25 protein-coding genes and 1 pseudogene are annotated in these 25,231 nt (G+C 69.8%); 13 read left to right on the top strand and 13 right to left on the bottom strand.

Features of this window, described 5'->3' with window-relative positions:
* Positions 1–3: 3 nt before the first annotated feature.
* A complete protein-coding gene (lysS, locus tag ABZS61_RS10850; protein ID WP_356417823.1) occupies positions 4–1,755 on the top strand; it encodes a lysine--tRNA ligase in 1,752 nt (583 codons plus the stop codon).
* A 66-nt stretch (positions 1,756–1,821) separates the two neighbouring features.
* Here lysS and ABZS61_RS10845 read toward each other — a convergent pair whose 3' ends face one another.
* From ABZS61_RS10845 to ABZS61_RS10835, 3 genes are all read right to left on the bottom strand, one after another.
* Positions 1,822–3,216 carry a DUF2637 domain-containing protein gene (locus ABZS61_RS10845; RefSeq protein WP_356417822.1) on the bottom strand — a complete coding sequence of 465 codons (1,395 nt, stop codon included), beginning with the start codon at positions 3,214–3,216 and terminating at the stop codon, positions 1,822–1,824.
* 181 nt (positions 3,217–3,397) lie between these two features.
* Positions 3,398–4,177 (bottom strand): DUF3558 domain-containing protein, encoded by a 780-nt coding sequence (locus ABZS61_RS10840; protein WP_356417821.1) that lies wholly within the window; start codon positions 4,175–4,177, stop codon positions 3,398–3,400.
* 181 nt (positions 4,178–4,358) lie between these two features.
* The gene (locus ABZS61_RS10835; RefSeq protein WP_356417820.1) at positions 4,359–5,192 is read right to left on the bottom strand and encodes a DUF3558 domain-containing protein; all 834 of its coding nucleotides are present in this window, start codon (positions 5,190–5,192) and stop codon (positions 4,359–4,361) included.
* Between the two features lie 172 nt (positions 5,193–5,364).
* Between ABZS61_RS10835 and ABZS61_RS10830 the strand changes: the two genes are divergently transcribed.
* Positions 5,365–6,558 carry an RtcB family protein gene (locus ABZS61_RS10830; RefSeq protein WP_356417819.1) on the top strand — a complete coding sequence of 398 codons (1,194 nt, stop codon included), beginning with the start codon at positions 5,365–5,367 and terminating at the stop codon, positions 6,556–6,558.
* A 112-nt stretch (positions 6,559–6,670) separates the two neighbouring features.
* Here ABZS61_RS10830 and ABZS61_RS10825 read toward each other — a convergent pair whose 3' ends face one another.
* The 3 genes from ABZS61_RS10825 to ABZS61_RS10815 all read right to left on the bottom strand — a co-directional run bounded on the left by ABZS61_RS10825 (position 6,671) and on the right by ABZS61_RS10815 (position 9,413).
* Positions 6,671–7,429, bottom strand: a complete 759-nt coding sequence (locus ABZS61_RS10825; protein WP_356417818.1) for an SDR family oxidoreductase — start codon at positions 7,427–7,429, stop codon at positions 6,671–6,673.
* Between the two features lie 62 nt (positions 7,430–7,491).
* Complete coding sequence (locus tag ABZS61_RS10820; protein WP_356417817.1) at positions 7,492–7,827, bottom strand: YnfA family protein; 336 nt, start codon at positions 7,825–7,827, stop codon at positions 7,492–7,494.
* A 119-nt stretch (positions 7,828–7,946) separates the two neighbouring features.
* Entirely contained in the window at positions 7,947–9,413 is a 1,467-nt protein-coding gene (locus ABZS61_RS10815; protein WP_356417816.1) for an FAD-dependent oxidoreductase, read from the bottom strand.
* A 104-nt stretch (positions 9,414–9,517) separates the two neighbouring features.
* Here ABZS61_RS10815 and ABZS61_RS10810 point away from each other — a divergent pair, with 104 nt between their 5' ends.
* Positions 9,518–10,093 carry a TetR family transcriptional regulator gene (locus tag ABZS61_RS10810; protein ID WP_356417815.1) on the top strand — a complete coding sequence of 192 codons (576 nt, stop codon included), beginning with the start codon at positions 9,518–9,520 and terminating at the stop codon, positions 10,091–10,093.
* 116 nt (positions 10,094–10,209) lie between these two features.
* Here the strand turns inward: ABZS61_RS10810 and ABZS61_RS10805 are convergent, their stop codons facing one another.
* From ABZS61_RS10805 to ABZS61_RS10795, 3 genes are all read right to left on the bottom strand, one after another.
* Positions 10,210–10,959, bottom strand: a complete 750-nt coding sequence (locus tag ABZS61_RS10805; RefSeq protein ID WP_356417814.1) for a Mut7-C RNAse domain-containing protein — start codon at positions 10,957–10,959, stop codon at positions 10,210–10,212.
* Positions 10,960–11,049: 90 nt separating this feature from the next.
* Positions 11,050–11,586 (bottom strand): GNAT family N-acetyltransferase, encoded by a 537-nt coding sequence (locus tag ABZS61_RS10800; RefSeq protein WP_356417813.1) that lies wholly within the window; start codon positions 11,584–11,586, stop codon positions 11,050–11,052.
* A 52-nt stretch (positions 11,587–11,638) separates the two neighbouring features.
* Positions 11,639–12,451, bottom strand: a complete 813-nt coding sequence (locus tag ABZS61_RS10795) for a helix-turn-helix domain-containing protein (RefSeq protein WP_356417812.1) — start codon at positions 12,449–12,451, stop codon at positions 11,639–11,641.
* An 84-nt stretch (positions 12,452–12,535) separates the two neighbouring features.
* Here ABZS61_RS10795 and ABZS61_RS10790 point away from each other — a divergent pair, with 84 nt between their 5' ends.
* Positions 12,536–13,108, top strand: coding sequence for a TIGR03086 family metal-binding protein (locus ABZS61_RS10790; RefSeq protein WP_356417811.1), 573 nt, complete (start codon positions 12,536–12,538; stop codon positions 13,106–13,108).
* Here the strand turns inward: ABZS61_RS10790 and ABZS61_RS10785 are convergent.
* Both ABZS61_RS10785 and ABZS61_RS10780 read right to left on the bottom strand, forming a co-directional pair.
* A complete protein-coding gene (locus ABZS61_RS10785; RefSeq protein WP_356417810.1) occupies positions 13,068–13,364 on the bottom strand; it encodes a hypothetical protein in 297 nt (98 codons plus the stop codon). The two genes, ABZS61_RS10790 and ABZS61_RS10785, sit on opposite strands and share 41 nt — an antisense overlap.
* Positions 13,365–13,495: 131 nt before the next feature.
* Positions 13,496–14,065 carry a hypothetical protein gene (locus ABZS61_RS10780; protein ID WP_356417809.1) on the bottom strand — a complete coding sequence of 190 codons (570 nt, stop codon included), beginning with the start codon at positions 14,063–14,065 and terminating at the stop codon, positions 13,496–13,498.
* Positions 14,066–14,354: 289 nt separating this feature from the next.
* Here ABZS61_RS10780 and ABZS61_RS10775 point away from each other — a divergent pair, with 289 nt between their 5' ends.
* Complete coding sequence (locus ABZS61_RS10775; RefSeq protein WP_356417808.1) at positions 14,355–15,857, top strand: SulP family inorganic anion transporter; 1,503 nt, start codon at positions 14,355–14,357, stop codon at positions 15,855–15,857.
* 4 nt (positions 15,858–15,861) lie between these two features.
* Here the strand turns inward: ABZS61_RS10775 and ABZS61_RS10770 are convergent, their stop codons facing one another.
* A complete protein-coding gene (locus ABZS61_RS10770; protein WP_356417807.1) occupies positions 15,862–16,221 on the bottom strand; it encodes a metalloregulator ArsR/SmtB family transcription factor in 360 nt (119 codons plus the stop codon).
* Between the two features lie 65 nt (positions 16,222–16,286).
* Here ABZS61_RS10770 and ABZS61_RS10765 point away from each other — a divergent pair.
* A pseudogene (locus ABZS61_RS10765) lies at positions 16,287–16,468 on the top strand (flavoprotein); the annotation flags it as partial.
* 230 nt (positions 16,469–16,698) lie between these two features.
* Here ABZS61_RS10765 and ABZS61_RS10760 read toward each other — a convergent pair.
* Positions 16,699–17,274 (bottom strand): hypothetical protein, encoded by a 576-nt coding sequence (locus ABZS61_RS10760; RefSeq protein ID WP_356417806.1) that lies wholly within the window; start codon positions 17,272–17,274, stop codon positions 16,699–16,701.
* A gap of 295 nt (positions 17,275–17,569) precedes the next feature.
* On the opposite strand from ABZS61_RS10760, the gene hemL reads away from it, so the two are divergent.
* The 7 genes from hemL to ccsB all read left to right on the top strand — a co-directional run bounded on the left by hemL (position 17,570) and on the right by ccsB (position 25,222).
* Positions 17,570–18,877: a glutamate-1-semialdehyde 2,1-aminomutase gene (hemL, locus tag ABZS61_RS10755; protein ID WP_356417805.1), complete on the top strand. Its 1,308-nt coding sequence runs from the start codon at positions 17,570–17,572 to the stop codon at positions 18,875–18,877.
* The gene (locus ABZS61_RS10750) at positions 18,874–19,569 is read left to right on the top strand and encodes a histidine phosphatase family protein (RefSeq protein WP_356417804.1); all 696 of its coding nucleotides are present in this window, start codon (positions 18,874–18,876) and stop codon (positions 19,567–19,569) included. The genes hemL and ABZS61_RS10750 overlap by 4 nt, the downstream gene beginning before the upstream one ends.
* Positions 19,570–19,745: 176 nt before the next feature.
* A complete protein-coding gene (locus tag ABZS61_RS10745) occupies positions 19,746–21,002 on the top strand; it encodes a hypothetical protein (protein WP_356417803.1) in 1,257 nt (418 codons plus the stop codon).
* A gap of 67 nt (positions 21,003–21,069) precedes the next feature.
* Entirely contained in the window at positions 21,070–21,675 is a 606-nt protein-coding gene (locus tag ABZS61_RS10740; protein ID WP_356417802.1) for a TlpA disulfide reductase family protein, read from the top strand.
* A gap of 31 nt (positions 21,676–21,706) precedes the next feature.
* Complete coding sequence (locus tag ABZS61_RS10735) at positions 21,707–22,444, top strand: cytochrome c biogenesis protein CcdA (protein WP_329215258.1); 738 nt, start codon at positions 21,707–21,709, stop codon at positions 22,442–22,444.
* Between the two features lie 4 nt (positions 22,445–22,448).
* Entirely contained in the window at positions 22,449–24,143 is a 1,695-nt protein-coding gene (locus ABZS61_RS10730; RefSeq protein WP_356417801.1) for a cytochrome c biogenesis protein ResB, read from the top strand.
* Entirely contained in the window at positions 24,140–25,222 is a 1,083-nt protein-coding gene (ccsB, locus tag ABZS61_RS10725; protein WP_356417800.1) for a c-type cytochrome biogenesis protein CcsB, read from the top strand. The genes ABZS61_RS10730 and ccsB overlap by 4 nt, the downstream gene beginning before the upstream one ends.
* Positions 25,223–25,231 lie beyond the last annotated feature (9 nt).

Here is a 25,231-nt window from a genome sequence, read left to right as displayed (position 1 = left end):
GACGTGCCGACCGTGGCTTCGAGTCAGAGCAGCACCGAGACCGACTGGGTCTCCCGCTTCGCGGACGATGTCATCGCCGAATCGGAGCGACGTGCGCCTGGCAAACCGGTCGTCGTCGCGTCCGGCCTCTCCCCGTCCGGCCCGATCCACCTGGGCAACCTCCGCGAGGTCATGACCCCGCACCTCGTCGCCGACGAGATCCGCCGCCGCGGCCACACCGTGCGGCACCTGATCTCCTGGGACGACTACGACCGCTACCGCAAGGTCCCGAACGGGGTCGCGGGCGTCGACGCGTCCTGGGCCGAGCACATCGGCAAGCCGCTGACCTCGGTGCCCGCCCCCGCCGGGTCCGCCTACCCGAACTGGGCCGAGCACTTCAAGGCCGCCATGACCCAGGCGCTGGACGAGCTCGGCGTCGAGTACGACGGCATCAGCCAGACCGAGCAGTACCAGGCCGGCACGTACCGCGAGCAGATCCTGCACGCGATGAAGCACCGCGCCGACATCGACGCCGTCCTGGACCGCTACCGGACCAAGAAGGACGGTGCCGCGGGCGGCAAGAAGCCCCAGCAGAAGAAGGTCGACGAGGCCGAGCTGGAGGCCGCCGAGGGCTCCGGCGCGGCGGACGAGGACGACGGCAGCGGCAACACCGCCGGCTACTTCCCGTACAAGCCCTACTGCGGCAACTGCGAGAAGGACCTCACCGTCGTCACCTCGTACGACGACGACTCGACCGAGCTGAACTACACCTGCTCGGCCTGCGGCTTCGCCGAAACGGTCCGGCTGAACGAGTTCAACCGCGGCAAGCTGGTCTGGAAGGTCGACTGGCCCATGCGCTGGGCCTACGAGGGTGTGATCTTCGAGCCCAGCGGCGTGGACCACTCCTCGCCGGGCTCCTCCTTCGTCGTCGGCGGCCAGATCGTGCGCGAGATCTTCGACGGCGTCCAGCCGATCGGACCGATGTACGCGTTCGTCGGCATCTCCGGCATGGCGAAGATGTCCTCCAGCAAGGGCGGCGTGCCGACCCCGGCCGACGCGCTGAAGATCATGGAGGCACCGCTCCTTCGCTGGCTGTACGCCCGCCGCAAGCCCAACCAGTCCTTCAAGATCGCCTTCGACCAGGAGATCCAGCGGCTCTACGACGAGTGGGACTCGCTGGCCCGCAAGGTGGCCGACGGCACGGTACTGCCGGCCGACGCCGCCGCCTACGCGCGGGCCATCGGTACGGCCGCCGGGGACCTGCCCAGCACCCCCCGCCCACTGCCGTACCGCACGCTCGCCTCGGTCGCCGACATCACCGCCGGTGCGCAGGACCAGACGCTGCGCATCCTCAGCGAGCTCGACCCCGAGAACCCGCTGACCTCGCTCGACGAGGCGCGGCCGCGGCTCGACCGGGCCGAGAACTGGATCACCACCCAGGTGCCGGCCGAGGCCCGCACCATCGTCCGGGACGATCCGGACAAGGAGCTGCTGGGCTCCCTGGACGAACAGGGCCGCGAGTCGCTGCGGCTGCTGCTCGAAGGGCTCGACTCGCACTGGTCGCTGGACGGGCTGACGACACTCGTCTACGGAGTCCCGAAGGTGCTGGAGGGAGTGGCGCCGGATGCCAAGCCGACGCCCGAACTGAAGGTGGCCCAGCGCTCCTTCTTCGCGCTGCTGTACCGGCTGCTCGTCGGCCGTGACACCGGGCCGCGGCTGCCCACGCTGCTTCTTGCGGTCGGGGCGGACCGGGTGCGGACGCTGCTCGGCGCGTAGCACCGCGGACGTACGGACGGGCGGGCCGCTGAGCGGCCCGCCCGTCTCGTCCTGCGCTGCCGCGTTCTACGCGATGTGGTCCGCGGTCATCTCGTTGTCGAAGCGCTGCTTGAAGCCGGGCAGCAGCCGGCGGAGCAGGGCCGCGCTGCGCGGATGACGCACGTTGTGGCCGTCCGAGAGGTGGATGTCGAGCACCTCGGCGCTCGGGTAGTCCTGGTGCTGATGCGTGTACGCGGTGAACACGTCGTACGCGATCTCACTGAACTCGATCTCGGCCTCGGCCCATTCGGCCGGGTCGGCCTCCGCAGTCTCACCGAGGGGCTCCTGCGACGCGCGCCGGGCCACCGGGGCCTCGGGGCGGGCTGCCTGCTGCTCCTGGTGGGGGGCGGGCTGCTCCTCACCGGGCTGCGGTTCCGCGCTGCGGGGGTGCGGGAACGCACCGATCGTCCCCACGTTGCCGAGCGGTCGGGTCCGGCCACCGGGGCCCGAGGGGATCATGACCGGGGAGGGCTCCAGACCCTCGACGTACGTGGGGTTGTACGTGCCCTCGTACGCCTCCTGCGGCGCCGCGAACCAAGGGCTGTCGTGCGAGCCGGGGCCTTCCTGCCACTCGCCCTGCTCATCGGGCTGGTGCTCCGGGGCCGGCTCCCGGCCCTGCTGCGGATGCTGCTGCCGGGGCGCGGCGGGCTGCTGCTCCGGCCCTTGCGGGGCGTAGGCGAGCTGGGGCTGCTGCCCCGCCTCGACGGCTGCCGGGGCCGGTGGCAGCAGGGCGGGCTCGATGCCCGCGGCTGCGAGACCGGCCGCAGCCGTCTCGGCGAGCGGAACACCGTACTTCGCCAGACGCAGCGGCATCATCGACTCGATGGGCGCCTTGCGGCGCCAGTTGCGGCCGAAGCGGGCCTGAAGGCGGGCCTGGTAGATCAGCCGGTCCTGCTCCAGCTTGATGACCTGCTCGTAACTGCGCAGCTCCCACAGCTTCATCCGGCGCCACAGTTTGAACGTGGGTACGGGGGAGAGCAGCCAACGGGTGAGCCGCACGCCCTCCATGTGCTTGTCGGCCGTGATGTCCGCGATCCGGCCCACGGCGTGCCGGGCGGCCTCGACGGAGACGACGAACAGGATCGGGATCACCGCGTGCATCCCGGTGCCCAGCGGGTCGGGCCACGCGGCGGCGCCGTTGAACGCGATGGTCGCCGCCGTCAGCAGCCACGCGGTCTGGCGCAGCAGCGGGAACGGGATGCGCATCCAGGTCAGCAGCAGGTCCAGTGCCAGCAGGACGCAGATGCCCGCGTCGATGCCGATCGGGAAGACGATCGAGAACTGGCCGAAGCCCTTCTCCTCCGCGAGCTCGCGCACCGCTGCGTAGGAGCCTGCGAACCCGATCGCGGCAATGAGTACAGCACCGGCGACGACAACCCCGATGAGTACGCGGTGCGTGCGTGTCAGCTGCATTGCGGCCACCCGCGTTCCCCTCCCGACTTTGATGGACCGGCCCTGCCTCGGTATCCGGCGCGGGCACAGCCTGGCACATGCGTGCGAGTGATGTTGCGCGGGGAGGGTGCGAAGCCCGGCCCTCGGGGGAGGGCCGGGCTGGGCAAGTACGCCTCTGGGCAGGTGCGTTCGTGTCCCTGCCGGGCTTGGGTTACGAGCTGGTGTCGGCCGACCCCGAGGCCTTGCCGGACGGCTTGGCCGAGGGCTTCACCGTCGCGGCAGCCTCGTCCTCGTCCGCGGCGACCGCGGCGACCGCCTCCTTGGCCGCCGTCTGGGCGTCCTTCAGGATGTCGGCGGCGGCGGGTGCCTTGGCACCCGCGTACCCCGCACCGTTGTAGGTGAGGGTGACGACGACGTTGCCCGTACGGGCCACGATCGTCGCGTACTTGAAGTCCTCACTCGTCTTGGTGAGGCCATAGGTCACGGCGGTCGCCTGCTCACCGATACCGGCGGCGGGCGCGGCCGAGACCTTCTGGGCGCCCTCGGTCGCCTGCGCCTTGGCGATCTGCTTCGTGTAGTCGTCCGTCGCCCGCTTGGCACCGCTGCCGAGGGCGTCGTCCGACTCGAAGCGGGTGAAGCCGACGTCGAGCCAGCGGTACTGCGAACCCTTGACGCCGTTGTCGTCCAGGCCGTTCCAGGAGCAGCTGCCACGGCTGGCGCTGTCGCTGGACCGGCCCGGCGTGCCGCCCTTGTTCTTCGTCTTCGGAACCAGGTTCTCGATCGTCTTCTTGCCGATCGACGTACAGGCGTCGGGCAGCGCGGCGAACTTGGCAGGCTCGACGCTCGGCTGCGACTTCTTCGCACCCGGGGAGGTGGAGGAGCCCGAGCCCTTCGTGTCGTCGGGGTCCGACGAGCAGCCGGCGACGACGAGCATCACCGGAACAGCGGCGCAGACGAGTATGCGGGACAGTCGCGGGGCGGATCGGTGCATGGTTCCTTCACTCGGACGGCACGGCGGTCTCGGTCGTGCGGATGGTCGGGCGGGCGGGTACGTCGGCCTGGCCGACCGTCGTACCGAAGGGCCACGGTACGACGGACGGCGGCCGGATGCCGCCTCCGTCACACGTCCCGGGAGGGCACCGTACGGCCCCGGCGGGGCCGCCGGACCCGGGCTACTCGCTGATCGTCTCGGCCAGCTTCCGGGCCAGGGCCTGGGCCTTCTCCTGGAGTTCCTTGCTGTCGGGAACCTCGGTGACGAGGGCGGACTGCTCGGTGTACTCGATGGTCACTATGACGTTCGATGTGCGGAATACCACGCTCACGGTGCGGTGCTGTGCGGTGGAACCTGCCCTGGTGAGCGCATCGTCCAGAAATGCGGCGTCGCCGAGGCCGTCGAGCAGACGCGGCCGCAGGTCCTCGTCGGAGCCGGTTTCGGGTGCGGAGGGCGTCGCGGGCGTGCCGGAGGCCGACCCGCCGGGAGTACCGGAGGGGGAGCCGCTCGGAGTGCCGGAGGGGGAGCCGCTGGGCTTCCCGCTGGGCGACCCCGTGGGCGTCCCGGACACGGAGCTGCTCGGCCCGCCCGACAGTCCGGCGGCGCTCTCCTTCTTCGCGTACACGTCCTGGGCCCGGTCGTCGTCGCTCACCGCCGGGTCGTACGACACCACGCGCTCGAGGTCGATGGACAGATTCCGGGACGCGTCCGGGGCCTCCGACTTCCAGCGGCACCCGACCTTGCGGTCCGTGTCGAAGGTGACGGAGGCCGTGCCCTCGTACACCTTGTCCTGCTGCTCCTGGGGCAGCTCGGCGGCGCCCGGCAGCAGGTCCTTGAGGGTGGAACGCGGCACCGCGCTGCAGGATCCGGGCAGCGTCCGGTACTTGCCCGGGGGCGCGGCCGAGACCGTCGGGCTGCCGGGCTTGCTGTCGGCGGCGGGGTCGTCGGCGCCGGAGCCGGCGCTGCAGCCGGCGACGAGCGCTGCGAGAAGCGCGACGCCGGGTACGTACGCCATGTGTCGCACGGTCCCAGGCTCCCTTCGGTACGGAAAACAGGTTGCCGCTCGATGGCGGCCGATGGACACAATGTGTATCGCACGCGCCGCTGTGAATGCCGGTCGGCCGACCTGTTTGCCGACCTCGGCACCGGTTTTGCGCTTTGAGTCTTTTCGGGGGAATTGAGGGGTCATGTCGTATGTAGAGGTGCCGGGTGCGCAGGTTCCCATCCGCATGTGGGCCGATCCGGCTTCGGTCGAGGACGTCGCGATGCAGCAGCTGCGGAACGTGGCCACGCTGCCGTGGATCAAGGGTCTGGCCGTCATGCCGGACGTCCACTTCGGCAAGGGTGCGACCGTCGGCTCGGTGATCGCGATGCACGGAGCGGTCTGCCCGGCCGCGGTGGGCGTGGACATCGGCTGCGGAATGTCCGCGGTGAAGACCTCGCTCACGGCCAACGACCTGCCGGGGGACCTGTCGCGGCTCCGGTCGAAGATCGAGCAGGCGATCCCGGTGGGCCGCGGAATGCACGACAGCATCGTGGACCCGGGAAAGCTGCACGGATTCCCGACAGCGGGCTGGGACGACTTCTGGTCGCGGTTCGACGGGATCGCCGATGCGGTCAAATTCCGGCAGGATCGTGCCACAAAGCAGATGGGAACGCTCGGAAGCGGAAACCACTTCATCGAGTTCTGTCTTGATGAGGAGGGATCGGTATGGCTGATGCTGCACTCCGGATCCCGGAACATCGGCAAGGAGCTTGCCGACTTCCACATCGGGCAGGCTCAGAAGCTTCCGCACAACCAGGGCATCATCGACCGTGACCTGGCCGTCTTCATCGCGGACACCCCGCAGATGGCGGCGTACCGCAACGACCTGTTCTGGGCGCAGGAGTACGCGAAGTTCAACCGCGCGATCATGATGGGGCTCTTCCAGGACGTTGTCCGGAAGGAATTCAAGAAGGCGAAGGTCGCCTTCGAACCGGTCATTTCCTGTCACCACAACTACGTGGCGGAGGAGCGGTACGAAGGCATGGACCTGCTGGTCACGCGGAAGGGCGCGATCCGTGCCGGCTCCGGTGACTTCGGGATCATCCCGGGGTCCATGGGCACCGGTTCGTACATCGTGAAGGGGCTGGGGAACGCGAAGTCGTTCAACTCCGCCTCGCACGGCGCGGGGCGGCGGATGAGCAGGAACGCCGCGAAGCGTCGCTTCTCGACGAAGGACCTGGAGGACCAGACGCGGGGCGTGGAGTGCCGGAAGGACTCCGGCGTCGTGGACGAGATCCCGGCCGCGTACAAGCCGATCGAGCAGGTCATCGAGCAGCAGCGCGACCTCGTCGAGGTCGTCGCGAAGCTGAAGCAGGTCGTGTGCGTGAAGGGCTGAGCCCGGATCCCTGAACGCAGACGGAGCCCCCGGGCCGCACAGCGGCGGTCCGGGGGCTCAGCTGTGCGCGCATGCTGTTCGCCCCGGGACCCGCCGCTGCCGCTCGCTGTCCTCAGAGTGTGCGGTGGACCTTGGAGTTGGAGGCCTGGGCGCGGGGGCGTACCACCAGGAGGTCGATGTTGACGTGGCTGGGGCGGGTGATGGCCCAGGTGATCGTGTCGGCCACGTCGTCGGCCGTGAGCGGGGCGTCGACGCCCGCGTAGACCTTGGCCGCCTTCTCGGTGTCGCCGCGGAAGCGGGTGGTGGCGAACTCCTCGGTCTTGACCATGCCGGGCGCGACCTCGATGACGCGGACCGGGGTACCGACGATCTCCAGGCGAAGGGTCTCGGCCAGGACGTGCTCGCCGTGCTTGGCCGCGACATAGCCGCCGCCGCCCTCGTACGAGGAGAACGCGGCCGTGGAGGAGAGGATCACGACCGTGCCGTCGCCGCTCTCGGTGAGGGCGGGGAGCAGGGCCTGGGTGACGTTCAGCGTGCCGATGACGTTCGTCTCGTACATCTGGCGCCAGTCGGCGGGGTCGCCGGTCGCGACGGGGTCGGCGCCGAGGGCTCCGCCCGCGTTGTTGACGAGGACGGCGAGGGAGCGGAACGCGGTGGCGAACTCGTCGACCGCGACACGGTCGGTGACGTCCAGGGCGTAGGCCGTTGCCTGGTGGCCCGCCTCGGTCAGCTCGGCGGCGAGCGCCTCGATGCGGTCCTTGCGGCGGGCGGTGAGCACGACGCGGTATCCGGCAGCGGCCAGCTGTCGGGCGGTCGCGGCGCCGATGCCGCTGCTCGCGCCGGTGATGACGGCGATGGGGGTGGCGGCCATGGCGAACTCCTCGGACAGTTGATCGGTACGGCCAAGGATAGGCAGTCGGCCGGAGCGCGGATTCAGTGGTTGCGGGGTGCGTACATGATCAACGCCATGCCGGCCAGGCAGACCAGTGCGCCGATCACGTCCCAGCGGTCGGGGCGGTAGCCGTCGGCGACCATGCCCCAGGCGATCGAACCGGCGACGAACACCCCGCCGTACGCGGCGAGGATGCGCCCGAACTCCCCGTCCGGCTGGAGCGTCGCCACGAAACCGTAGGCGCCGAGCGCGATGACGCCCGCGCCGATCCAGATCCAGCCGCGGTGCTCGCGCACGCCCTGCCATACGAGCCAGGCGCCACCGATCTCGAACAGCGCGGCAACGGCGAAGAGTGCGACGGAACGGGCGATCAGCATGGGAGCAGCGTTTCACGGCAGCCGGAAGGCGCTGTGCGGGACCGGGCTGCGAGGCTGCGGGGCTGCGGGGCTGCGGCGGAGGCGCTGCCGTGCGCCGTCCTCCGGCCCCGGCCCGGCGGTCATCGGGCTATGGCCTCGCGCAGTGCCTCGGTGTCGGGGTGCTCGCCGGCCCAGGCGATGTATCCGTCGGGGCGGACGAGCAGTGTGGTGGTGCGGTCTCCGGTCCAGTGCGCGTGGACGAGCGGCGCCGGGGTCGCCGGGGTGGGGGTGTCCGGGGGCGTGATCAGAGTGAAGGAGCCGTCGCCCAGGAGGTCGTGGAGCCGGCCTTCGAGAAGCTTCAGGTCGGGGGCGCGGGTGCCCGTGAGGCGATGGCTGCCCCGAGGCGCGGGGTAGGAGATCCCGATGCCGGTGATCATCCCGATCGCCTTGTCCGAGGCCGGTCGCACGGCGGACAGCAGGCGGGTGACCGCGGCGCGCACGGCTCGTTGCAGCGGGGTCCTGGCCATGGCGAGACGGATGATCGAACCGCTGGCGCGGAGGACCTCGGTGCCGACCGGGTGCCGTTCGGTGTGGTAGCTGTCGAGGAGTGCTTCGGGGTCGGCGCTGTGCCCGTGCAGGGCTGAGGCGAGTTTCCAGGACAGGTTCGCGGCGTCCTGGAGTCCGGTGTTCATGCCCTGCCCGCCGGCCGGGGAATGGACGTGGGCGGCGTCCCCGGCCAGAAAGACCCGGCCGGTGCGATAGGCGGACACCTGGCGTTCGTCGCTGTGGAAGCGCGAGATCCAGCGGGCGTCGTGCATCCCGTAGTCGGTGCCGAACGCGAGGCGGGCGGTCTCGCGCAGTTCGTCGAGCTCCACGGGCTCGTTGTCGGAGGCCTGCCGGGTGCGGTTCCAGCCCATGACCCGGTACCAGCCGTCGCCGAAGGGGGCGATGAAGGCGAAGGCGTCCCCCACCCCGTTGACGGTGAGGAGGCTCGGGGGTTCCTCCGCGAGGCGGACGTCGGCCAGGACGATGGACCTGATCACGGATTCGCCCGGGAAGGGCAGCCCGAGGGCGTGCCGGACTGAGCTGCGGACTCCGTCGGTGCCGACGAGGTACTTCCCTACGAGGGTGGAGCGGGTCCCGTCGGTGTCCCGTATCTCGGCGGTGACCGTGCCCCGGTCGGCGGACTGGCTCAGGCCCAGCAGCTCCGTCCCGTACCGGAAGGTCACGCCCGCCGTGCGTGCGCGGCGCTCCAGCAGGTGTTCCACCTCGTACTGCGGGGTGATGAGGAGACAGGGGTAACGGGTCCGCAGCCGCGACAGGTCGAGCGAGAGCCTGCCGAAGAGCCGCATCCGGGTGAGGAGGGTGCCGGTCGCGATCAGTTCGTCGGCGAGGCCGCGGGTGCCGAGCAGCTCGAGGGTGCGTGCGTGGACGGCGAAGGCGCGCGTCATGTTGCCCGTCTCCTGCGGGCGGCGCTCGACGAGGGTGACCGACAGGCCTCGGGCGGCGAGGTCACCCGCCAGGAGCATGCCGGTGGGTCCTGCGCCCACGACGATGACGTCGAGGGTGCCCGAGGTGCTGGACGCGGTGCTGGACGTGCCGGTCATGACGGCCTCCTGTGCAATGCCAACGGTTGTGGGTCAACGCTTGTTGGCAAACATAGAGCGCATGGATGTGGCGTGTCAACACGTGTTGGCCTACGATTGTTGGCATGACAGCGCAAGCCCCCTCCTCCCCGCGCCGCTCGGACGCCACCAAGGCAGCGATCCTCGAAGCCGCACGCGAGCGCTTCGCCGCCGACGGGTACGAGCGCGCCACCATCCGCGCCATAGCCCGCGACGCGCGCATCGACCCGTCGATGGTGATGCGTTACTACGGTTCCAAGGAGGGGCTGTTCGCCGCGGCGTCCGAGATCGATCTGCGGATTCCCGGTCTGGGAGCCCTGCCCGGAAAGCACATCGGCGCGGTCCTCGTCGAGCACTTCCTGGACCGCTGGGAGCAGGACGACGTGCTCACGGGCCTGCTCAGGGTGGGCGTCACCAATGAAGCGGGAGCCGAGCGGATGCGGGCCGTCTTCGCCGATCAGCTCGGGCCGGTGGCGGCCGGCGTCTGCCCCGACCCGGCCGATGCACCGCGCCGGGCGGCGCTCGTCGCCTCGCAGATCCTGGGCATGGCGCTCGCGCGGTACGTCCTGCGCATCGGACCCGCCGTCTCGATGTCCCGGCAGGAGATCGTCGCCTGGCTCGCGCCGACGGTCCAGCGCTATCTGACGGCCGAGCAGCCGTAGGAGTCGTCGGGCGTGGCAGGGTCGGTGGCCCGGGCAGGCGGGTGTACGCGGCAGGGTCGGCGGCCTCGGACGGGTATGCGCGGGAGGAGGCAGCCCGTGGTGTCCGGACGCGGTGGCTACGCGGTCGGCGCCTCGTTGCGGAGCTCGCCGAACTCGCGCACGGCGTCGGCCACGACGGCCTCCAGGCGGGCGTGGTGGGCGCCCCGCCAGTACACCCGCCCGCAGTCCGTGCACTGCGCGAACACGTCGTAGGCCTCCTGCGTGCCGTGTTCCAGTCGGGCGCTCACGGAGTCCTTGTCGGCCGCCGCGAGCCGCCCGTTGCAGGCGGTGCAGCGGGTCCACGGCGCGAGTGCCGGCGCGAAACGGCCCAGGACGTCGCGGAGCTGCTCCTCCGGGCGGTCGCTGTAGATGTACGCCCCCGCCCAGATCTCCCGCCGCCTGAGCAGCCCCCGGTCGCGGGAGAGCAGCACCCGCTGCTCCTTCGCCGAGAGGGCCGCCAGCGCCGGGTCGCCGATGTCCTTGCTCTGGTACGCCGCGTCCACGCCCAGGAGCCGCAACCGGCGTGCGAGCGTGCCCAGATGAACGTCCAGCAGGAAGCGGAGCGGGGCGCCGGGGACCTGCTGCGGGCGTTGCACGGCCCGCACCTCGACCAGCTCGCCCGTACCGGGGATGTGTGAGACGGGCACGGGGCGTCCGTCGACGAGGAGCTGTCCGGCCTCGGTGAGCGGGATACCGAGGGATTCCACGACGTGTCCCAGGGTCGAGGAGCCGTCGGTGACGACGCCGGTGCGCCCCTGCCGGCGCTCGTGGGCGACGAAGAGCCGCAGTTCCGGGGCTACTTCGAGGGCGATCTCGGGTCCGTTCACCTGGCCAGGATGCCACTGTGCGGGCACGGCAGCGAGAGGTTTCCGCGGCGCGGACGCGGGCCGGGGCCGCCGGGTTCAGGGTGGGTGCGGTCAGCGGTCCGGGTACAGGTCCAGCCGCCAGTCGTTGGCCACCATGGGACGGCCCGGCGGGTACTCCAGGTCGCAGGTGCCGAGGAGCATGAAGCCGGCCTTGCGGCACACCGCGTTCGACGCCGCGTTGGCGACGGACGGGAAGGCGTGCAGGAAGCGGTGCTTGTGCTCGGCCCGTGCCTGCTCGGCAACGGCGTTCGTCGCCGTCGTGGCGATGCCGAGCCCCTGGAAGCCGTGGAGGACCGCCCACCCCGTCTCGTACACCTGCTCGCCCTGCCAGGTCGTCTCCCAGAAACCGATCGTCCCCACCCCCTCGCCCGTGGCGGCCAAGGAGATCCGGAACATGCGGCCCCTGCCCGTCCGGTCGGCGCTCAGCGCCGCGTACCGGGCGTGGCGGGCTTCGAGCTGCTCCTCGGTCTCGGGACCGCCGAGGTGGTCCATCAGCTCGGGGGCGTTGGCCAGGCGGAGCAGTTCGAGGTCGTCGTCCGACCAGGGCTCGATCCGCAGAGGGGCAGGGACCGGCGCGGTGCGTTCCATGGGGGGACTGTAGTGCGCGGCGCCGACAGCGGGCCGGGACAGCGGGCCGAGGTCAGCGGGGCGCAAAGGTTGTCGGTGGCACGCCCACCGTCGCCGTGAAGTCCCTGACCAGGTGCGCCTGGTCGCTGTAGCCGAGATCGGCGGCGAGCGCGGCCCAGTCGATGTCCGGTTCCGTCTCGGCGCGCTGCAGCGCTTCGTGGATGCGGTACCGCAGGATGACCCACTTGGGCCCGACACCCACGTACGTGGAGAAGAGCCGCTGCAGAGAGCGTGCGGACAGGCCCTCGGTCCGGGCCAGCGCGTCGACGCGGAGCAGCGAGCGGTCCGTGCGCACGAGTTCGACGAGTGCCATCGCGCGTTCGGCCTGCGGGTCCGGCGGGGGTACGAGCGGCAACAGGTACGCGTCGAGTGCTGCGACCCGGGCGTCCTCCGTGCCGGGATCGAGGACGGTGCCGACCGCCGGCGCCGCGAGCACCTCCTGGGCCGGGAGCCGCTGCCCTGTCCACGCCGACACGGGCCGGTCCGGTGCGAACGGCCGGAACCCGCCGGGCCGGAACTTCACGCCGCAGACGCGTCCGCGGCCCTCCAGCCGCTGGCTGAACAGTCCCTGAACGATGCCGACGACTTCGGCGAAGCCGGCCCGTTCCGTCCTGTTGCCGGACTCGTGCCGCTGGAGGACGAGATGGACCGACGGGTGGGGGACCACATGCGAGGTGTACGGCTCCGTGAGGTCCCAGTCGATCAGCCAGTAGTGCTCCAGCCAGAGGCGCAGCGGCGGGGCGGGTTCGCGCAGGCGGAATTGCACGCGGGTGAACAGGTCGGGGGCGTCGACGATGCCCCGTGTGTCGCGTGCGGGTCCGGCCATGGTCGGGATCCTATGGCGGGCCCTCGGCGTGCCTGTCGCGTTCCTTCAAGACGGGCGTGCCCGGCCGGGGGCATTGTCGGGAGCATGAAGAAGATCAGTGAACTTCTGGACGTTTCCGCCGCACAGGCGTGTCCCGTCGTGCGGGGGATCGGTGACGAGGACCTGACGGCCCCCACGCCGTGCAGCGAATACGACGTGCGGGCCCTGCTGAACCACCTGTTCCTCGTGGTTGCCAACTTCCGCGCCCTGGCGGCCCGGGAGCCGGTCGACTTCAGCCGGACGCCGGATGTCGTCACGGGCGACTGGCGCGGCAGGTTCGGGGACGAGACGGCGCTGCTGGTGAAGGCCTGGGACGAGCCGGGCGCTGAGGACGGTGTGGCCGGGGGCATGGGGCTCCCGGCCAGAACGGTGGGGCTCATGGTGCTGGGGGACTTGACCGTGCACGCCTGGGACCTGGCGCGCGCGACGGGTCAGGACTATGTGCCCGACCCGGCCGTGGTGCGGGAGCTGGGCCCGGGTCTGGCCGGGATGGCGCCACAGGCCCGGGAGATGAAGGTGTTCGGCGAGCCGTTCCCGGTACCGCCCGAGGCCGGAGCCTTCGAGCAGGCACTGGCTGTCACGGGCCGTGATCCGGGCTGGCGCCCGCCCCGGCCGTGACGCCGCCGGCCTCCTCCGCGGCCCGGTCCCGCATGTCCCACGGCCCGACGTAGAGGTGGCCGAGGGAGGCGTACGCGCGGTCGACGATGCCCTCGGCCCGCGTCAGCAGCTCCTGTTCGGCGAGACGGGCCGCGTCACGGGTGTACGGGGACGGCGGAGCCGGATGTCTGCGCCGCCACCAGGAGTCGCACGCTGCGTGGATGCCGACGGCGAAGGTCAGGACCGGGATGGACAGGGCCAGCAGAATGTCGCCCATGCCGGGCCTCCTCCGACGTCGATGCCTCTTGCATCGGCACAGCCGGAGGGGTGGCTGGAGATCCTTCTTCGGACAATGAATGGCTGAATGAGGGCGTGACCTGTGCGGGGCGGGTCGGGCGCCCCGCCCCGTCATCCGCTGCTGCTCCCTCGGGACGTGCCGGCCGGGCCGATCTCCTCGATCAGACCCTCGACCAGAACCCTGAGACTGTCCCGGACGGTGCGGACGGCTGCGACGACCTGGCCGGCCGGGTCGTCGAGCTTCCGGTCCAGGTGCCGCTTGCCGGGGAAGACGGGACAGGTGTCACCGCAGCCCATGGTGACGCAGACGTCGGACTCCCTGACCGCGTGGACGGTGAGGATCTTCGGGGTCTCGGCTGCCGGCGGAGGTTCGCCTCCCGCAGCCGTCGCCCCCGCCTCTGCTCCCGCGGCCGTCGCCGATCCCCGAGGGAAGAGCTCCTGCGGCCGTCGCCGATCCTTGAGGGAAGAGCTGACACGGCGCGCCACGCCCCGGCGGAGCGCGTGCCCGCCCCGCGAGCGGCGCAGCTCGGCTGCCGTGAGGTCCTCGTCACGGGCGGGGGCGGACCACGCCCCCGGAAGCGTCCCGCCGAACGGGGCGTGGAGGCGGGAACCCGGCGCTTCCAGCGGGCTCTGGATCGCGTCCGGAACGCACCGGCGGGTCCGTGACCCCCTCGGGCGCACCGGCCGGGAACGGTAGAGTTGCTGAGTTCCCAGGCACGGGACGGGGCCGACGATGCCCCCGGCGGAATCCGGTGCCCGGGGAGTTGCGGGCCGGCGAACCCACTCGCCGCGAAACCGCCCCGGCAGCGGCCATCGGCGCTACTGCCCCGGCGGCAGCCGTCCGTGCTGCTGCCCCCGAGACTTCCGTCCGCCGCAGCGGACGATCCGCGGAATGCCGTCCCGGCTCCGCGGTCCACGCATGTCCCATGGTGCTGCCGGGCGTGCCCGAGTACGACAGGTGTCGCTCCCCTTGCCCTCTTCCGTGCTTTCCGTGGCCGGCCTGCTGCGCGGTCACCGCCCGTCCTGGCTGTCCCCGAAGGTCTTCCGGACGGAGGCCCTGGCAGGCCTCGTCGTGGGCCTGGCGCTGATTCCCGAGGCGATCTCGTTCTCGATCATCGCCGGTGTCGACCCCGCGGTAGGTCTGTTCGCCTCGTTCACCATGGCTGTCGTCATCTCCTTCGTCGGCGGCAGGCCCGCGATGATCTCCGCCGCGACGGGAGCGGTGGCGCTGGTCATCGCCCCCCTCAATCGCGAGCACGGGTTCGGTTACCTGGTCGCGGGCGTCATCCTGGGTGGTGTCTTCCAGGTCGTCCTCGGGGCGCTCGGAGTCGCCCGGCTGCTGCGGTTCGTGCCCCGGAGCGTGATGGTCGGCTTCGTCAACGCGCTGGCCATCCTGGTCTTCATGGGGCAGATCTCCGAGATCACCGATGTCCCGTGGCCGGTGTATCCGCTGGTCGTCGCCGGGCTGGCGATGATGGTGTTCTTCCCGAGGATCACCAAGGCGGTCCCGGCCCCGCTGGTCTCCATCATCATCCTGACCGTGATCACCGTCGCGGCCGGCATCGCGGTCCCGACGGTCGGTGACAACGGTGAGCTGCCCTCGTCGCTGCCCGTCCCGGGCCTGCCGGACGTGCCCTTCACCCTGGACACGCTGACGACGATCGCGCCGTACGCGCTGGCCATGGCGCTGGTCGGCCTGATGGAGTCGCTGATGACGGCGAAGCTGGTCGACGAGATCACCGACACCCGATCCAGCAAGACCCGCGAGTCCATCGGCCAGGGCATCGCCAACATCGTCACCGGATTCTTCGGAGGCATGGGCGGGTGCGCCATGATCGGCCAGACCATGATCAACGTACGGGTTTCGGGCGCCCGTACCCGGCTGTCCACGTTCCTCGCCGGCACGTTCCTGATGGTCCTGTGCATCGTCTTCGGGCCGGTCGTCTCCGACATCCCGATGGCGGCACTCGTCGCGGTCATGGTGATGGTGTGCTTCGCGACGTTCGACTGGCACTCCATCGCGCCCAGGACCCTCAAGCGCATGCCCGCCGGTGAGATCACGGTCATGGTCATCACGGTGGTCTGCGTGGTCGTCACCGAGAACCTCGCGATCGGCGTCGTCGTCGGTTCGGTCACCGCGATGGTCATCTTCGCCAAGCGGGTCGCCCACCTCGCCGACGTCACCGCGGTCACCGACCCGGACGGCAGCCGGGTCGTCTACTCCGTCACCGGTGCGCTCTTCTTCGCGTCGTCCAACGACCTGGTCGGTCGGTTCGACTACGTGGGGGATCCGGACGAGGTCGTCATCGACCTGACCGCCGCACACATCTGGGACGCCTCGTCGGTCGCGACCTTGGACGCCATCACCACCAAGTACGAACAGCGCGGCAAGAGTGTGGAGATCACCGGGCTCAACGAGCCGAGCGCCCGCATCCACGACTCACTCAGCGGTGAGCTGACCGGCAGCCACTGACGTCTCAGGCCGCGGTGGTGCGCAGCAACTGCCCCATCGCGGCGAGCACGGAGGGCTCGACCCGGTAGTAGACCCAGGTGCCGCGCCGCTCGGAGGAGAGCAGGCCGGCCTCCTTGAGCTTCTTCAGGTGGTGGGAGACGGTCGGCTGGGAGACGCCGACGTCGGAGATGTCGCAGACGCAGGCCTCGCCGCCCTCGTGCGAGGCGACCAGCGAGAACAGCCGCAGTCGTACCGGGTCGCCGAGTGCCTTGAACATCGCGGCCGTGCGTACGGCTTCCTCGGAGGTGAGGGCGCGCTCCGTCATGGGCGGGCAGCAGGGAACGGTTTCCGGCTCCACCAGCGGCAACGCCTTCGTATTCGACATACGTCTATGTTGACACACATCGAATCACGCGCTCGAAGAAACTGCTGACTCGACGGCAGGTCCCCTCCCTCGCCGGCGACCGGGACGCAGCCGAACGCGTCGAGCCGACCCCGCCCGAGACCGGCGTCTGCGGCGGTGCGGGGCTCTTCGACGACGCAGCCCGCCACGGGGGGCCGAGGGTGACGGAGAGGGCTGCTGCGCCGCCCCGCTCACCCTGCGCAGATCGGTCGGCGCCCCGGCGTCATAACCGGCTGCTGATCCGCTCCCCGGGGGTGTCCGCAAACGGCCGGCTGCCCAGCGGGGCTCCGGGCTCCGGAAGAGCCGGCCCGGCCACCAGAAGCAGTCCGGCGGATACCGCGAAGGTCGCCGCGCACCCCCCGGCGCGGGACGCGCGTCTGCTGAACGGATCGGGCAGCCCGGCCCCAGGAGCGTTCCGGCCCTTGCCGAGGGCCGCCCGTCAGTTCGTCAAAGGCCAGGTCAGGGCCATACCAGGCAGTACGCCTGGTGCCCCGCGTCATGCAGCCGGTGGGAGAAGTCCTGCCACTCGTGGAGCAGCTGGTACACGTTGAACGCGTCGCGCGGGCCACCGCGGTCCGGGACCGTGGACCAGATGAAGGCCGCCGCGCCGACCGACTCCTCGCCGACGCCCCGCAGCGGGTCGACGACCGTCATCGGAAGCTTGACCACCGCGTAGTCGGGGTGGAGCACGACCAGTTCCAGCGGAGGGACCTTGTTCAGGGGTATGCCCTGTATGCCGGTGAGGACCATGGCCGCCACCGTCTCGGGCTTGATCTTGCTGAACATGCCGCCCATGCCCAGTTCGTCGCCGCCCAGCTCCTCCGGGCGCATCGAAATGGGCACACGTGCGGCAGTGGCGCCGTCGGGGGCACCGAAATACTTGTAGGTCACCCCCACCAGTCCACTGCTCCTGCTCCCGGGACTCCCCGCCTGGGTGTCCCGTACGCGTTCGCCCTCACGCCGGTGCCGCCCTCGACGGGCAGGCTCGGGCCCCAGGTCGTCGGTCCCTTCGCCCACTCCGCCACCGCGATGCATATCTCATCCACCCGACTACTTCTTAGGAGACACAGCCCCCGCCGCGCAACCCGATCATCGTGTCAGTGACCTCCCCCACGAGCGTGCGGTGAAACACCTGTCCGCAAGACCGTCGGTGCCTCTGACACCATGGCATGTGTGAGCTTTCCCTATGACGCCCCAGTTTCGCAGACGCGAGGAGACTGAAGCCCTTTCGTTGTACGAGCCTCATACGGGGAGAGCGCGCTCCCTGCTCACCGGTGGCCGAGAATTCCGGCCGGACCCCCCGAACCTCGAATCGCAGATCAGGACCAAAGTGGCGTATTCATACGAAGCCCCAGTTTCGCAGACGCTTTTCGACCGCGCGTCCCTCGTGACGCCCGGCGGCGTGAACTCACCCGTGCGTGCCTTCCGGGCCGTGGGCGGTACGCCCCGGTTCATGGTGTCCGGTACAGGTCCGTACCTCACCGACGCCGATGGCCGAGAGTACGTCGACCTCGTGTGTTCGTGGGGGCCGATGATCCTCGGGCACTCCCACCCCGAGGTCATCGCGGCCGTCCAGGACGCGGTCGCCCGGGGTACCTCGTTCGGTACGCCCGGTGAGGGCGAGGTCGCGCTCGCCGAGGAGATCGTGGCCCGGATCGAACCCGTGGAGCAGGTGCGGCTGGTGTCCTCGGGCACCGAGGCGACCATGTCCGCGATCCGGCTCGCCCGTGGATTCACGGGGCGCGCGAAGATCGTGAAGTTCGCCGGGTGCTACCACGGGCACGTCGACGCGCTGCTGGCCGCCGCCGGTTCCGGTGTCGCCACCTTCGGCCTCCCCGACACGCCCGGAGTCACGGGCGCCCAGGCGGGCGACACGATCGTGCTGCCGTACAACGACCTGGAGGCGGTACGCGCCGCGTTCGCCGCGCAGCCGGGCGAGATCGCGTGTGTGATCACCGAGGCGTCGCCGGGCAACATGGGCGTCGTACCGCCGCAGGACGGCTTCAACGCCGGGCTGAAGGAGATCTGCGCGGCCGACGGCGCGCTGTACATCTCCGACGAGGTGATGACCGGCTTCCGTACGTCCAGGGCCGGCTGGTACGGCATCGACGGCGTCCGCCCCGACCTGATGACCTTCGGCAAGGTCATGGGCGGCGGCTTCCCGGCCGCGGCCTTCGGCGGCCGTGCCGATGTGATGGCGCACCTGGCCCCGGTCGGCCCCGTCTACCAGGCGGGCACCCTCTCCGGGAACCCGATCGCGACCGCCGCCGGCCTCGCCCAGCTGCGGCTGCTCGACGACGCGGCGTACGTGAAGGTCGACGCGGTATCCGCGGAGCTCCGGGCGCTGGTGGGCGAGGCGCTCACCAAGGAGGGTGTCGCGCACACCGTGTCGGCGGCGAGCAACATGTTCTCCGTCTTCTTCACCGACGGGCCGGTACGCAACTACGAGGACGCGAAGAAGCAGGAAGCTTTCCGCTTCACCGCCTTCTTCCACTCGATGCTGGAGCAGGGCGTCTATCTGCCGCCTTCCGCGTTCGAGTCCTGGTTCGTCTCCACCGCCCATGACGCGCGGGCGGTCGAGCGGATCGCCGCAGCACTGCCCGCCGCCGCACGTGCCGCATCGGAGGCCACCGCATGAGCGAGACCAGCGCGCGCAGCAAGGACATCACCGTCGTCCACCTGATGCGCCACGGCGAGGTGCACAACCCGGAGGGCGTGCTCTACGGGCGGCGCCCCGGCTACGGACTCTCCGACCTCGGCCGCCGGATGGCCGACCGGGTCGCCGAGCACTTGGACAAGCGCGACATCACCCATGTCGTCGCCTCGCCGCTGGAGCGCGCCCAGGAAACGGCCACCCCGATCGCCAAGTCGCACGGTGTGGACCTGGCCACCGACGAGCGGCTCATCGAGGCGGCCAACGTCTTCGAGGGCAAGACGTTCGGGGTCGGCGACGGCGCGTTGCGCAAGCCGGACAACTGGAAGCACCTCACCAATCCGTTCAAGCCGTCCTGGGGTGAGCCGTACGTCGAGCAGGTCGTCCGGATGATGAGCGCCCTGGACGCGGCGCGCGACGCCGCCCGCGGGCACGAGGCGGTGTGCGTCAGCCATCAGCTGCCGATCTGGATCGTGCGGAGCTTCGTGGAGCGGCGGAGGCTGTGGCACGACCCGCGCAAGCGGCAGTGCACGCTGGCCTCGCTCACCACGTTCACGTACCAGGGCGACAGGATCGTGTCCGTCGGGTACACCGAGCCGGCCCGGGACCTGGTGCCCGCGCATCTGCTCGCGGGGGCGAAGCCGGTGAAGGGGAAGTCCAAGGCGTTCGGGGCATAGGGCCCTTTACGCCCCGGGCGCCACTCCTTCGCGGTCGCGTTATGTGCAGTACCTGTAAGGGTCTGATCACGTAACAACTTTTGTGATTATCAGCGGAACCGTCGTGTTGCTTTCCTCATCTAAGCCTTCGCCAGTTTGTATGGGCTTGAGGTAAAACGACCGCAGATGGGGACGCCATGCGTGAGATCAACCGAAGGGGCCTGCTCGGGGCGGGGCTCGGCGCCGCAGCCGCTCTCACCATGAACGGCTGCGGCACCCTGGGATCGTCGGACAGCGAACGTGCCGGGCCCGGGAAGACCCCCAAAGGCGACAAGGGAACGCACGGGAACGGCGGAGGCCCTCCCAAGACGAATGTCAGGCTCATCGGTGACGGTTCCACCGCCGATACCGGAAAGCAGCCGAATCAGCCCGCCGCCCCCGTCCCGCTCGAACCCGGGCAGAAACCGCCGCAGTTCGTGATCTTCTCCTGGGACGGGGCCGGTGAGGTCGGCAACGGCCTCTTCCCCCGCTTTCTCGACATCGCCGAGGAACACAACGCCGGGATGACCTTCTTCCTCTCCGGGCTGTATGTCCTGCCCGAGTCGAAGAAGTCCCTGTACCGCCCGCCCAACAACCCCAGGGGCGCCTCCGACATCGGTTACCTCACCGACGATCACGTCAAGCAGACCCTGAAGTACGTCCGCCAGGCCTGGCTCGACGGCCACGAGATCGGCACGCACTTCAACGGGCATTTCTGCGGTGGTTCGGGATCCGTCGGCAACTGGTCGGCCGGGCAATGGCAGAGCGAAATCGACCAGGCGATCTCCTTCGTCACCGAATGGCGGACGAACACCGGCTGGACAGACCTCGATCCACTGCCGTTCGACTACCGGAAGGAACTCGTCGGCGCCCGCACCCCCTGCCTGCTCGGCCAGGACAATCTCCTGCCGACCGCGAAACAGCTGGGCTGGCGCTACGACGCGAGCTCGCCCGGCGGCCGGCAGATGTGGCCGGAGAAACGCCAGGGCATCTGGGACCTTCCGCTGCAGGGTGTGCCGTTCCCCGGCCACAGCTTCGAAGTTCTCTCCATGGACTACAACATCCTCGCCAACCAGTCGGTGAATTCGACCAACGGCATGCCCGCGCGTTATCCGGGATGGCGCACCCAGGCCACCGGCGCCTACCTCGCCGGTTTCGATCGCGCCTACGAGACGAACCGCGCACCTTTCTACATCGGCAACCACTTCGAGGAGTGGAACGGCGGTATCTATATGGACGCCGTCGAGGAAGTGATCAAAAAGATCGCGGACAAGCCGGATGTGCGCCTCGTCTCCTTCCGGCAGTTCGTCGACTGGCTCGACGTGCAGGACCCGGCGGTGCTCGCGAAGCTTCGTACCCTCGAGGTCGGCCAGGCGCCGGACGGCGGCTGGAACACGTTCTTTAAACAGGCTTGACAAGGGGCTTTACGGGCACCGAGGGGGGTGCGGAAGATCCCTGGAACTGCCATGCGAAACTTTTCACATGAGCTCTGGCCGCGCACCCCGACGCCGCTTCACCCTGCTCGCCGCCACAGCAGTGGCCGGTGCACTGACTCTGTCCGCATGCAGTGGTGACGGCGCCAAGTCCGGCGGTGGCGGCAACACGAACTTCGTCACCGGCAGCGGCGGCATTTCCACCGTGGCCAAGGGTGAACGCACCGACGTACCGAAGCTCGACGGCACGACCCTGGACGGCAAGGCTCTCGACATCGCCGACTACAAGGGCAAGGTCGTCGTCCTGAACGTCTGGGGATCGTGGTGCGCCCCCTGCCGCGCCGAGGCCAAGCACTTCGCGAAGGTCGCCCAGGAGACCCAGGACCAGGGTGTCCAGTTCGTCGGGATCAACACCCGTGACCCGCAGAAGGCCGCCGCGATCAACTTCGAGCAGGACTACGGCGTCACCTACCCGAGCCTCTTCGACCCGACCGGAAAGCTGCTCCTCCGCTTCCCCAAGGGCACCCTGAACCCGAAGGCGATCCCATCGACCGTGGTCGTGGACCGCGACGGGAAGATCGCGGCCCGCACGCTCGCCGCCGTCGACGCGGAGAAGCTTCGCGAGATGATCGACCCGTTGATCGCGGAGAAGTGATCCGGTGTTCCAGCTCGCCGCGACCACCGGAATGAACGAGACGGTCTTCAGCGGGGCCCTCCTGGTCGCCCTGCCCATCGCCCTGCTCGGCGGTCTCGTCTCCTTCTTCTCGCCGTGCGTCCTGCCGCTCGTGCCCGGCTACCTCAGTTACGTCACCGGGGTCAGCGGCACCGATCTGGCAGAAGCGCGGCGCGGCCGGATCGTCGCGGGTGCCTCGCTCTTCGTTCTCGGTTTCACCGCGGTCTTCGTCTCCGGCGGCGCGCTCTTCGGCTACTTCGGCGACCGGCTCCAGGAACACAGCGAGGTGCTCTCCAAGGTCCTCGGCGTGCTGATGATCCTGATGGGGATCTTCTTCATGGGGCTGATGCCGTGGATGACGCAGCGGGAGTTCCGCATCCACAGGAGGCCGGTGACCGGACTGGCGGGCGCACCCGTGCTCGGCGCCCTCTTCGGGATCGGTTGGACCCCGTGCCTCGGCCCGACGCTCACCTCGGTCAGCATGCTCGCGATCGACCAGGGGACCGCGGGGCGCGGGGCGGTACTCACCGTGGCGTACTGTCTCGGACTCGGTATCCCCTTCGTGCTGGCGGCGGTCGCCTTCCGCAAGGCACTCGGCGCGTTCGGCTGGGTCAAGCGCCATTACGTATGGGTCATGCGCATCGGCGGCGGCATGATGATCGCGACCGGCGTGCTCCTTCTGACGGGCGCCTGGGACGTGCTCATGCAGGAGATGCAGGTCTGGTCCAACGGCTTCACTGTGGGGATCTGAGTCCATGAGCAACACGAACACCAAGGAAGAGCGCGACCTCGGCGAGGCCGGAGCACAGCTCTCCACCGCCCCGCGCGAAGAGTCCGCATCCTCCGTGCCCGCGATGGGCGTCATCGGCTGGGCCCGCTGGTTCTGGCGGCAGCTCACCTCGATGCGGGTCGCCCTGATCCTCCTGTTCCTGCTGTCGCTCGGAGCCGTCCCCGGCTCGCTGATCCCGCAGAACAGCGTGGACGAACTGAAGGTGCAAACCTTCAAGGAAGCCCACACCACGGTCACTCCGATCTACGAGACGCTGCAGTTCTTCGACGTCTACAGCTCGGTGTGGTTCTCCGCGATCTACATCCTGCTGTTCGTCTCCCTCGTCGGCTGCATCGTCCCGCGCACCGGCCAGTTCGTCGGCCAGCTGCGCGGCCGCCCGCCGGGCGCCCCGAAGAAGCTGACCCGGCTGCCCGCGTACACCACGTGGCGCACCGAGGCGGAACCCGAGCAGGTCCGTGAGGCCGCCCTCGCCATCCTGCGCAAGCGCCGCTTCCGCTCCCACACGGTGGGTGACGCCGTCGCCGCGGAGAAGGGGTATCTGCGCGAGGCAGGGAACCTGATCTTCCACATCGCGCTGATCGTCATGCTGGTCTCCTTCGCCGGAGGACAGCTCTTCAAGTCCGAGGGCGGCAAGCTCGTCGTCGAGGACGACGGCTTCTCCAACACGCTCACCCAGTACGACAACTTCAAGTCGGGGTCGCTCTTCGACACCGACGAGCTCACCCCGTTCAGTTTCACGCTGGACGACTTCGTCGGTACGTACGAGCGCAGCGGCCCCCAGCGCGGCACACCCCGGACCTACGAGGCCCGGGTGACGTACTCCGAGGGCACGGACGGCGCGCCGAAGAAGAAGGTCATCGAGGTCAACAAGCCGCTCGTCGTGGACGGCACCAAGGTCTACCTGAACGCGCACGGCTACGCCCCGGTGATCTCCGTCAAGGACGGCAAGGGCAAGGAGGTCTACAGGACCGCCGTGCCCTTGCTGCCCATCGACAACAACGTCACGTCGACCGGTGCGATCAAGGTGATGGACGGCTACCGCGGTGCCGACGGCAAGAAGACCCAGCTGGGCTTCCAGGCCTTCTTCGTCCCGACCTTCGCGGGTGACGGCCAGGGCACGATGTTCTCGCAGTTCCCCGGCGCCGACTATCCGGTCCTCGCGCTCAACGGCTACTACGGCAGCCTGGGCGTCGACTCGGGACTGCCGCAGAACGTGTACCAGCTCGACACGTCCCAGATGAAGGAATTCAAGGACAGCAACGGGGACAAGCTCAAGCAGCGGCTGCGTCCCGGCGAGACCATGAAGCTGCCCGGCGGAGCGGGCACGGTCACCTTCGAGAGCGTCGAGGAATGGGCCAGCTTCCAGATCTCGCGCCAGCCCGCCAGCGGCTGGGCGCTCACCGGCGCCATCGCCGCCATCGCCGGACTCGCCGGGTCGCTCTTCATCCAGCGGCGCCGGGTGTGGGTGAAGGCCGTACGGGGAACGGACGGCGTCACCGTCGTCGAGATGGCCGGGCTGGGCCGCAGCGAGTCCGCGAGACTTCCCGAGGAGCTGGCCGGTCTCGCGGTCGCGCTCCACACCGAGGCGCCCACGGCGCCCGATCCCGATCCCGAGCCCGAACAACCTTCCGAAGAACCTGCCGAAGGGGCTGAGAAGTGAGTCTCGCCGCCGCAACCAACGAGAACCTGGCGAACATCAGCAACACGCTGATCTATTCGTCGATGGCCGTCTACACCCTGGCCTTCTTCGCCCACATCGCGGAATGGGTGTTCGGCAGCCGCAGCAAGGTCGGCCGCACGGCCGCCGCGCTGGCCGGGTCCGCCACCGCGGACTCCACGGTGAAGGTGCAGACCGCGCAGAACGCCGGCGGCACGGCCGTGCTGGACCGTCCCAGGATCGTCACCCGCTCCGCCGCAGGCACCCGGGACGTCCCGGACGGCCCCGGAGCCGCGGGCGGCACGTTCAAGGGCGACCTGTGGGGACGGATCGCGGTCTCCCTGACCGTGGTGGCCTTCGCCGTCCAAGCCGCCGGAGTCGTCGCCCGGGCCGCGTCGGTGCAGCGCGCCCCCTGGGGCAACATGTACGAGTTCTCGATCACCTTCTCCACCGTGGCGGTCGGCGCCTACCTCCTCCTGCTGGCCCTGCGGAAGAACGTCCGCTGGATCGGCCTTCTGCTGGTCACCACGGTCCTGCTGGACCTCGGCATCGCCACCACGACGCTGTACACCGACAGCGACCAGCTCGTGCCCGCGCTGCACTCCTACTGGCTGTGGATCCACGTCTCCACCGCCATCATCTGCGGCGCCGTCTTCTACCTCGGAGCCGTCGGCACGCTGCTCTACCTGTTCCGCGACAGCTACGAGAACAAGCTCGCGGGCGGCGGCACGCCCGGAAGGTTCGCGACCTCCGTGCTGGAGCGGCTGCCCTCGGCGAAGTCCCTGGACACCTTCTCGTACCGCATCAACGCGGCCGTCTTCCCGCTGTGGACGTTCACGATCATCGCGGGCGCGATCTGGGCGGGCGACGCCTGGGGCCGCTACTGGGGCTGGGACCCCAAGGAGGTCTGGTCCTTCATCACCTGGGTCGCGTACGCCTGCTACCTGCACGCCCGCGCGACCGCCGGGTGGAAGGGCCGCAAGGCCGCCTACCTGGCGCTGATCGCCTTCGGCTGCTGGCTCTTCAACTACTACGGCGTCAACATCTTCGTCACCGGCAAGCACTCCTACGCCGGAGTCTGAGAACAGCAC

This window comes from Streptomyces sp. NPDC005566 (genome assembly GCF_040605575.1).
Taxonomy (GTDB): domain Bacteria; phylum Actinomycetota; class Actinomycetes; order Streptomycetales; family Streptomycetaceae; genus Streptomyces.
This window is presented reverse-complemented; position numbering and strand designations above follow the sequence as displayed.

What these genes read in the sequence shown, in the direction of transcription:
- ABZS61_RS10840 (WP_356417821.1), bottom strand. Translation starts at nt 4,177, where the DNA reads ATGCACCGATCCGCCCCGCGACTGTCCCGCATACTCGTCTGCGCCGCT.
- ABZS61_RS10835 (WP_356417820.1), bottom strand. Translation starts at nt 5,192, where the DNA reads ATGGCGTACGTACCCGGCGTCGCGCTTCTCGCAGCGCTCGTCGCCGGC.
- ABZS61_RS10830 (WP_356417819.1), top strand. Translation starts at nt 5,365, where the DNA reads ATGTCGTATGTAGAGGTGCCGGGTGCGCAGGTTCCCATCCGCATGTGG.
- ABZS61_RS10825 (WP_356417818.1), bottom strand. Translation starts at nt 7,429, where the DNA reads ATGGCCGCCACCCCCATCGCCGTCATCACCGGCGCGAGCAGCGGCATC.
- ABZS61_RS10820 (WP_356417817.1), bottom strand. Translation starts at nt 7,827, where the DNA reads ATGCTGATCGCCCGTTCCGTCGCACTCTTCGCCGTTGCCGCGCTGTTC.
- ABZS61_RS10815 (WP_356417816.1), bottom strand. Translation starts at nt 9,413, where the DNA reads ATGACCGGCACGTCCAGCACCGCGTCCAGCACCTCGGGCACCCTCGAC.
- ABZS61_RS10810 (WP_356417815.1), top strand. Translation starts at nt 9,518, where the DNA reads ATGACAGCGCAAGCCCCCTCCTCCCCGCGCCGCTCGGACGCCACCAAG.
- ABZS61_RS10800 (WP_356417813.1), bottom strand. Translation starts at nt 11,586, where the DNA reads ATGGAACGCACCGCGCCGGTCCCTGCCCCTCTGCGGATCGAGCCCTGG.
- ABZS61_RS10795 (WP_356417812.1), bottom strand. Translation starts at nt 12,451, where the DNA reads ATGGCCGGACCCGCACGCGACACACGGGGCATCGTCGACGCCCCCGAC.
- ABZS61_RS10790 (WP_356417811.1), top strand. Translation starts at nt 12,536, where the DNA reads ATGAAGAAGATCAGTGAACTTCTGGACGTTTCCGCCGCACAGGCGTGT.
- ABZS61_RS10785 (WP_356417810.1), bottom strand. Translation starts at nt 13,364, where the DNA reads ATGGGCGACATTCTGCTGGCCCTGTCCATCCCGGTCCTGACCTTCGCC.
- ABZS61_RS10770 (WP_356417807.1), bottom strand. Translation starts at nt 16,221, where the DNA reads ATGTCGAATACGAAGGCGTTGCCGCTGGTGGAGCCGGAAACCGTTCCC.
- ABZS61_RS10760 (WP_356417806.1), bottom strand. Translation starts at nt 17,274, where the DNA reads ATGCATCGCGGTGGCGGAGTGGGCGAAGGGACCGACGACCTGGGGCCC.
- ABZS61_RS10750 (WP_356417804.1), top strand. Translation starts at nt 18,874, where the DNA reads ATGAGCGAGACCAGCGCGCGCAGCAAGGACATCACCGTCGTCCACCTG.
- ABZS61_RS10745 (WP_356417803.1), top strand. Translation starts at nt 19,746, where the DNA reads ATGCGTGAGATCAACCGAAGGGGCCTGCTCGGGGCGGGGCTCGGCGCC.
- ABZS61_RS10740 (WP_356417802.1), top strand. Translation starts at nt 21,070, where the DNA reads ATGAGCTCTGGCCGCGCACCCCGACGCCGCTTCACCCTGCTCGCCGCC.
- ABZS61_RS10735 (WP_329215258.1), top strand. Translation starts at nt 21,707, where the DNA reads ATGAACGAGACGGTCTTCAGCGGGGCCCTCCTGGTCGCCCTGCCCATC.
- ABZS61_RS10730 (WP_356417801.1), top strand. Translation starts at nt 22,449, where the DNA reads ATGAGCAACACGAACACCAAGGAAGAGCGCGACCTCGGCGAGGCCGGA.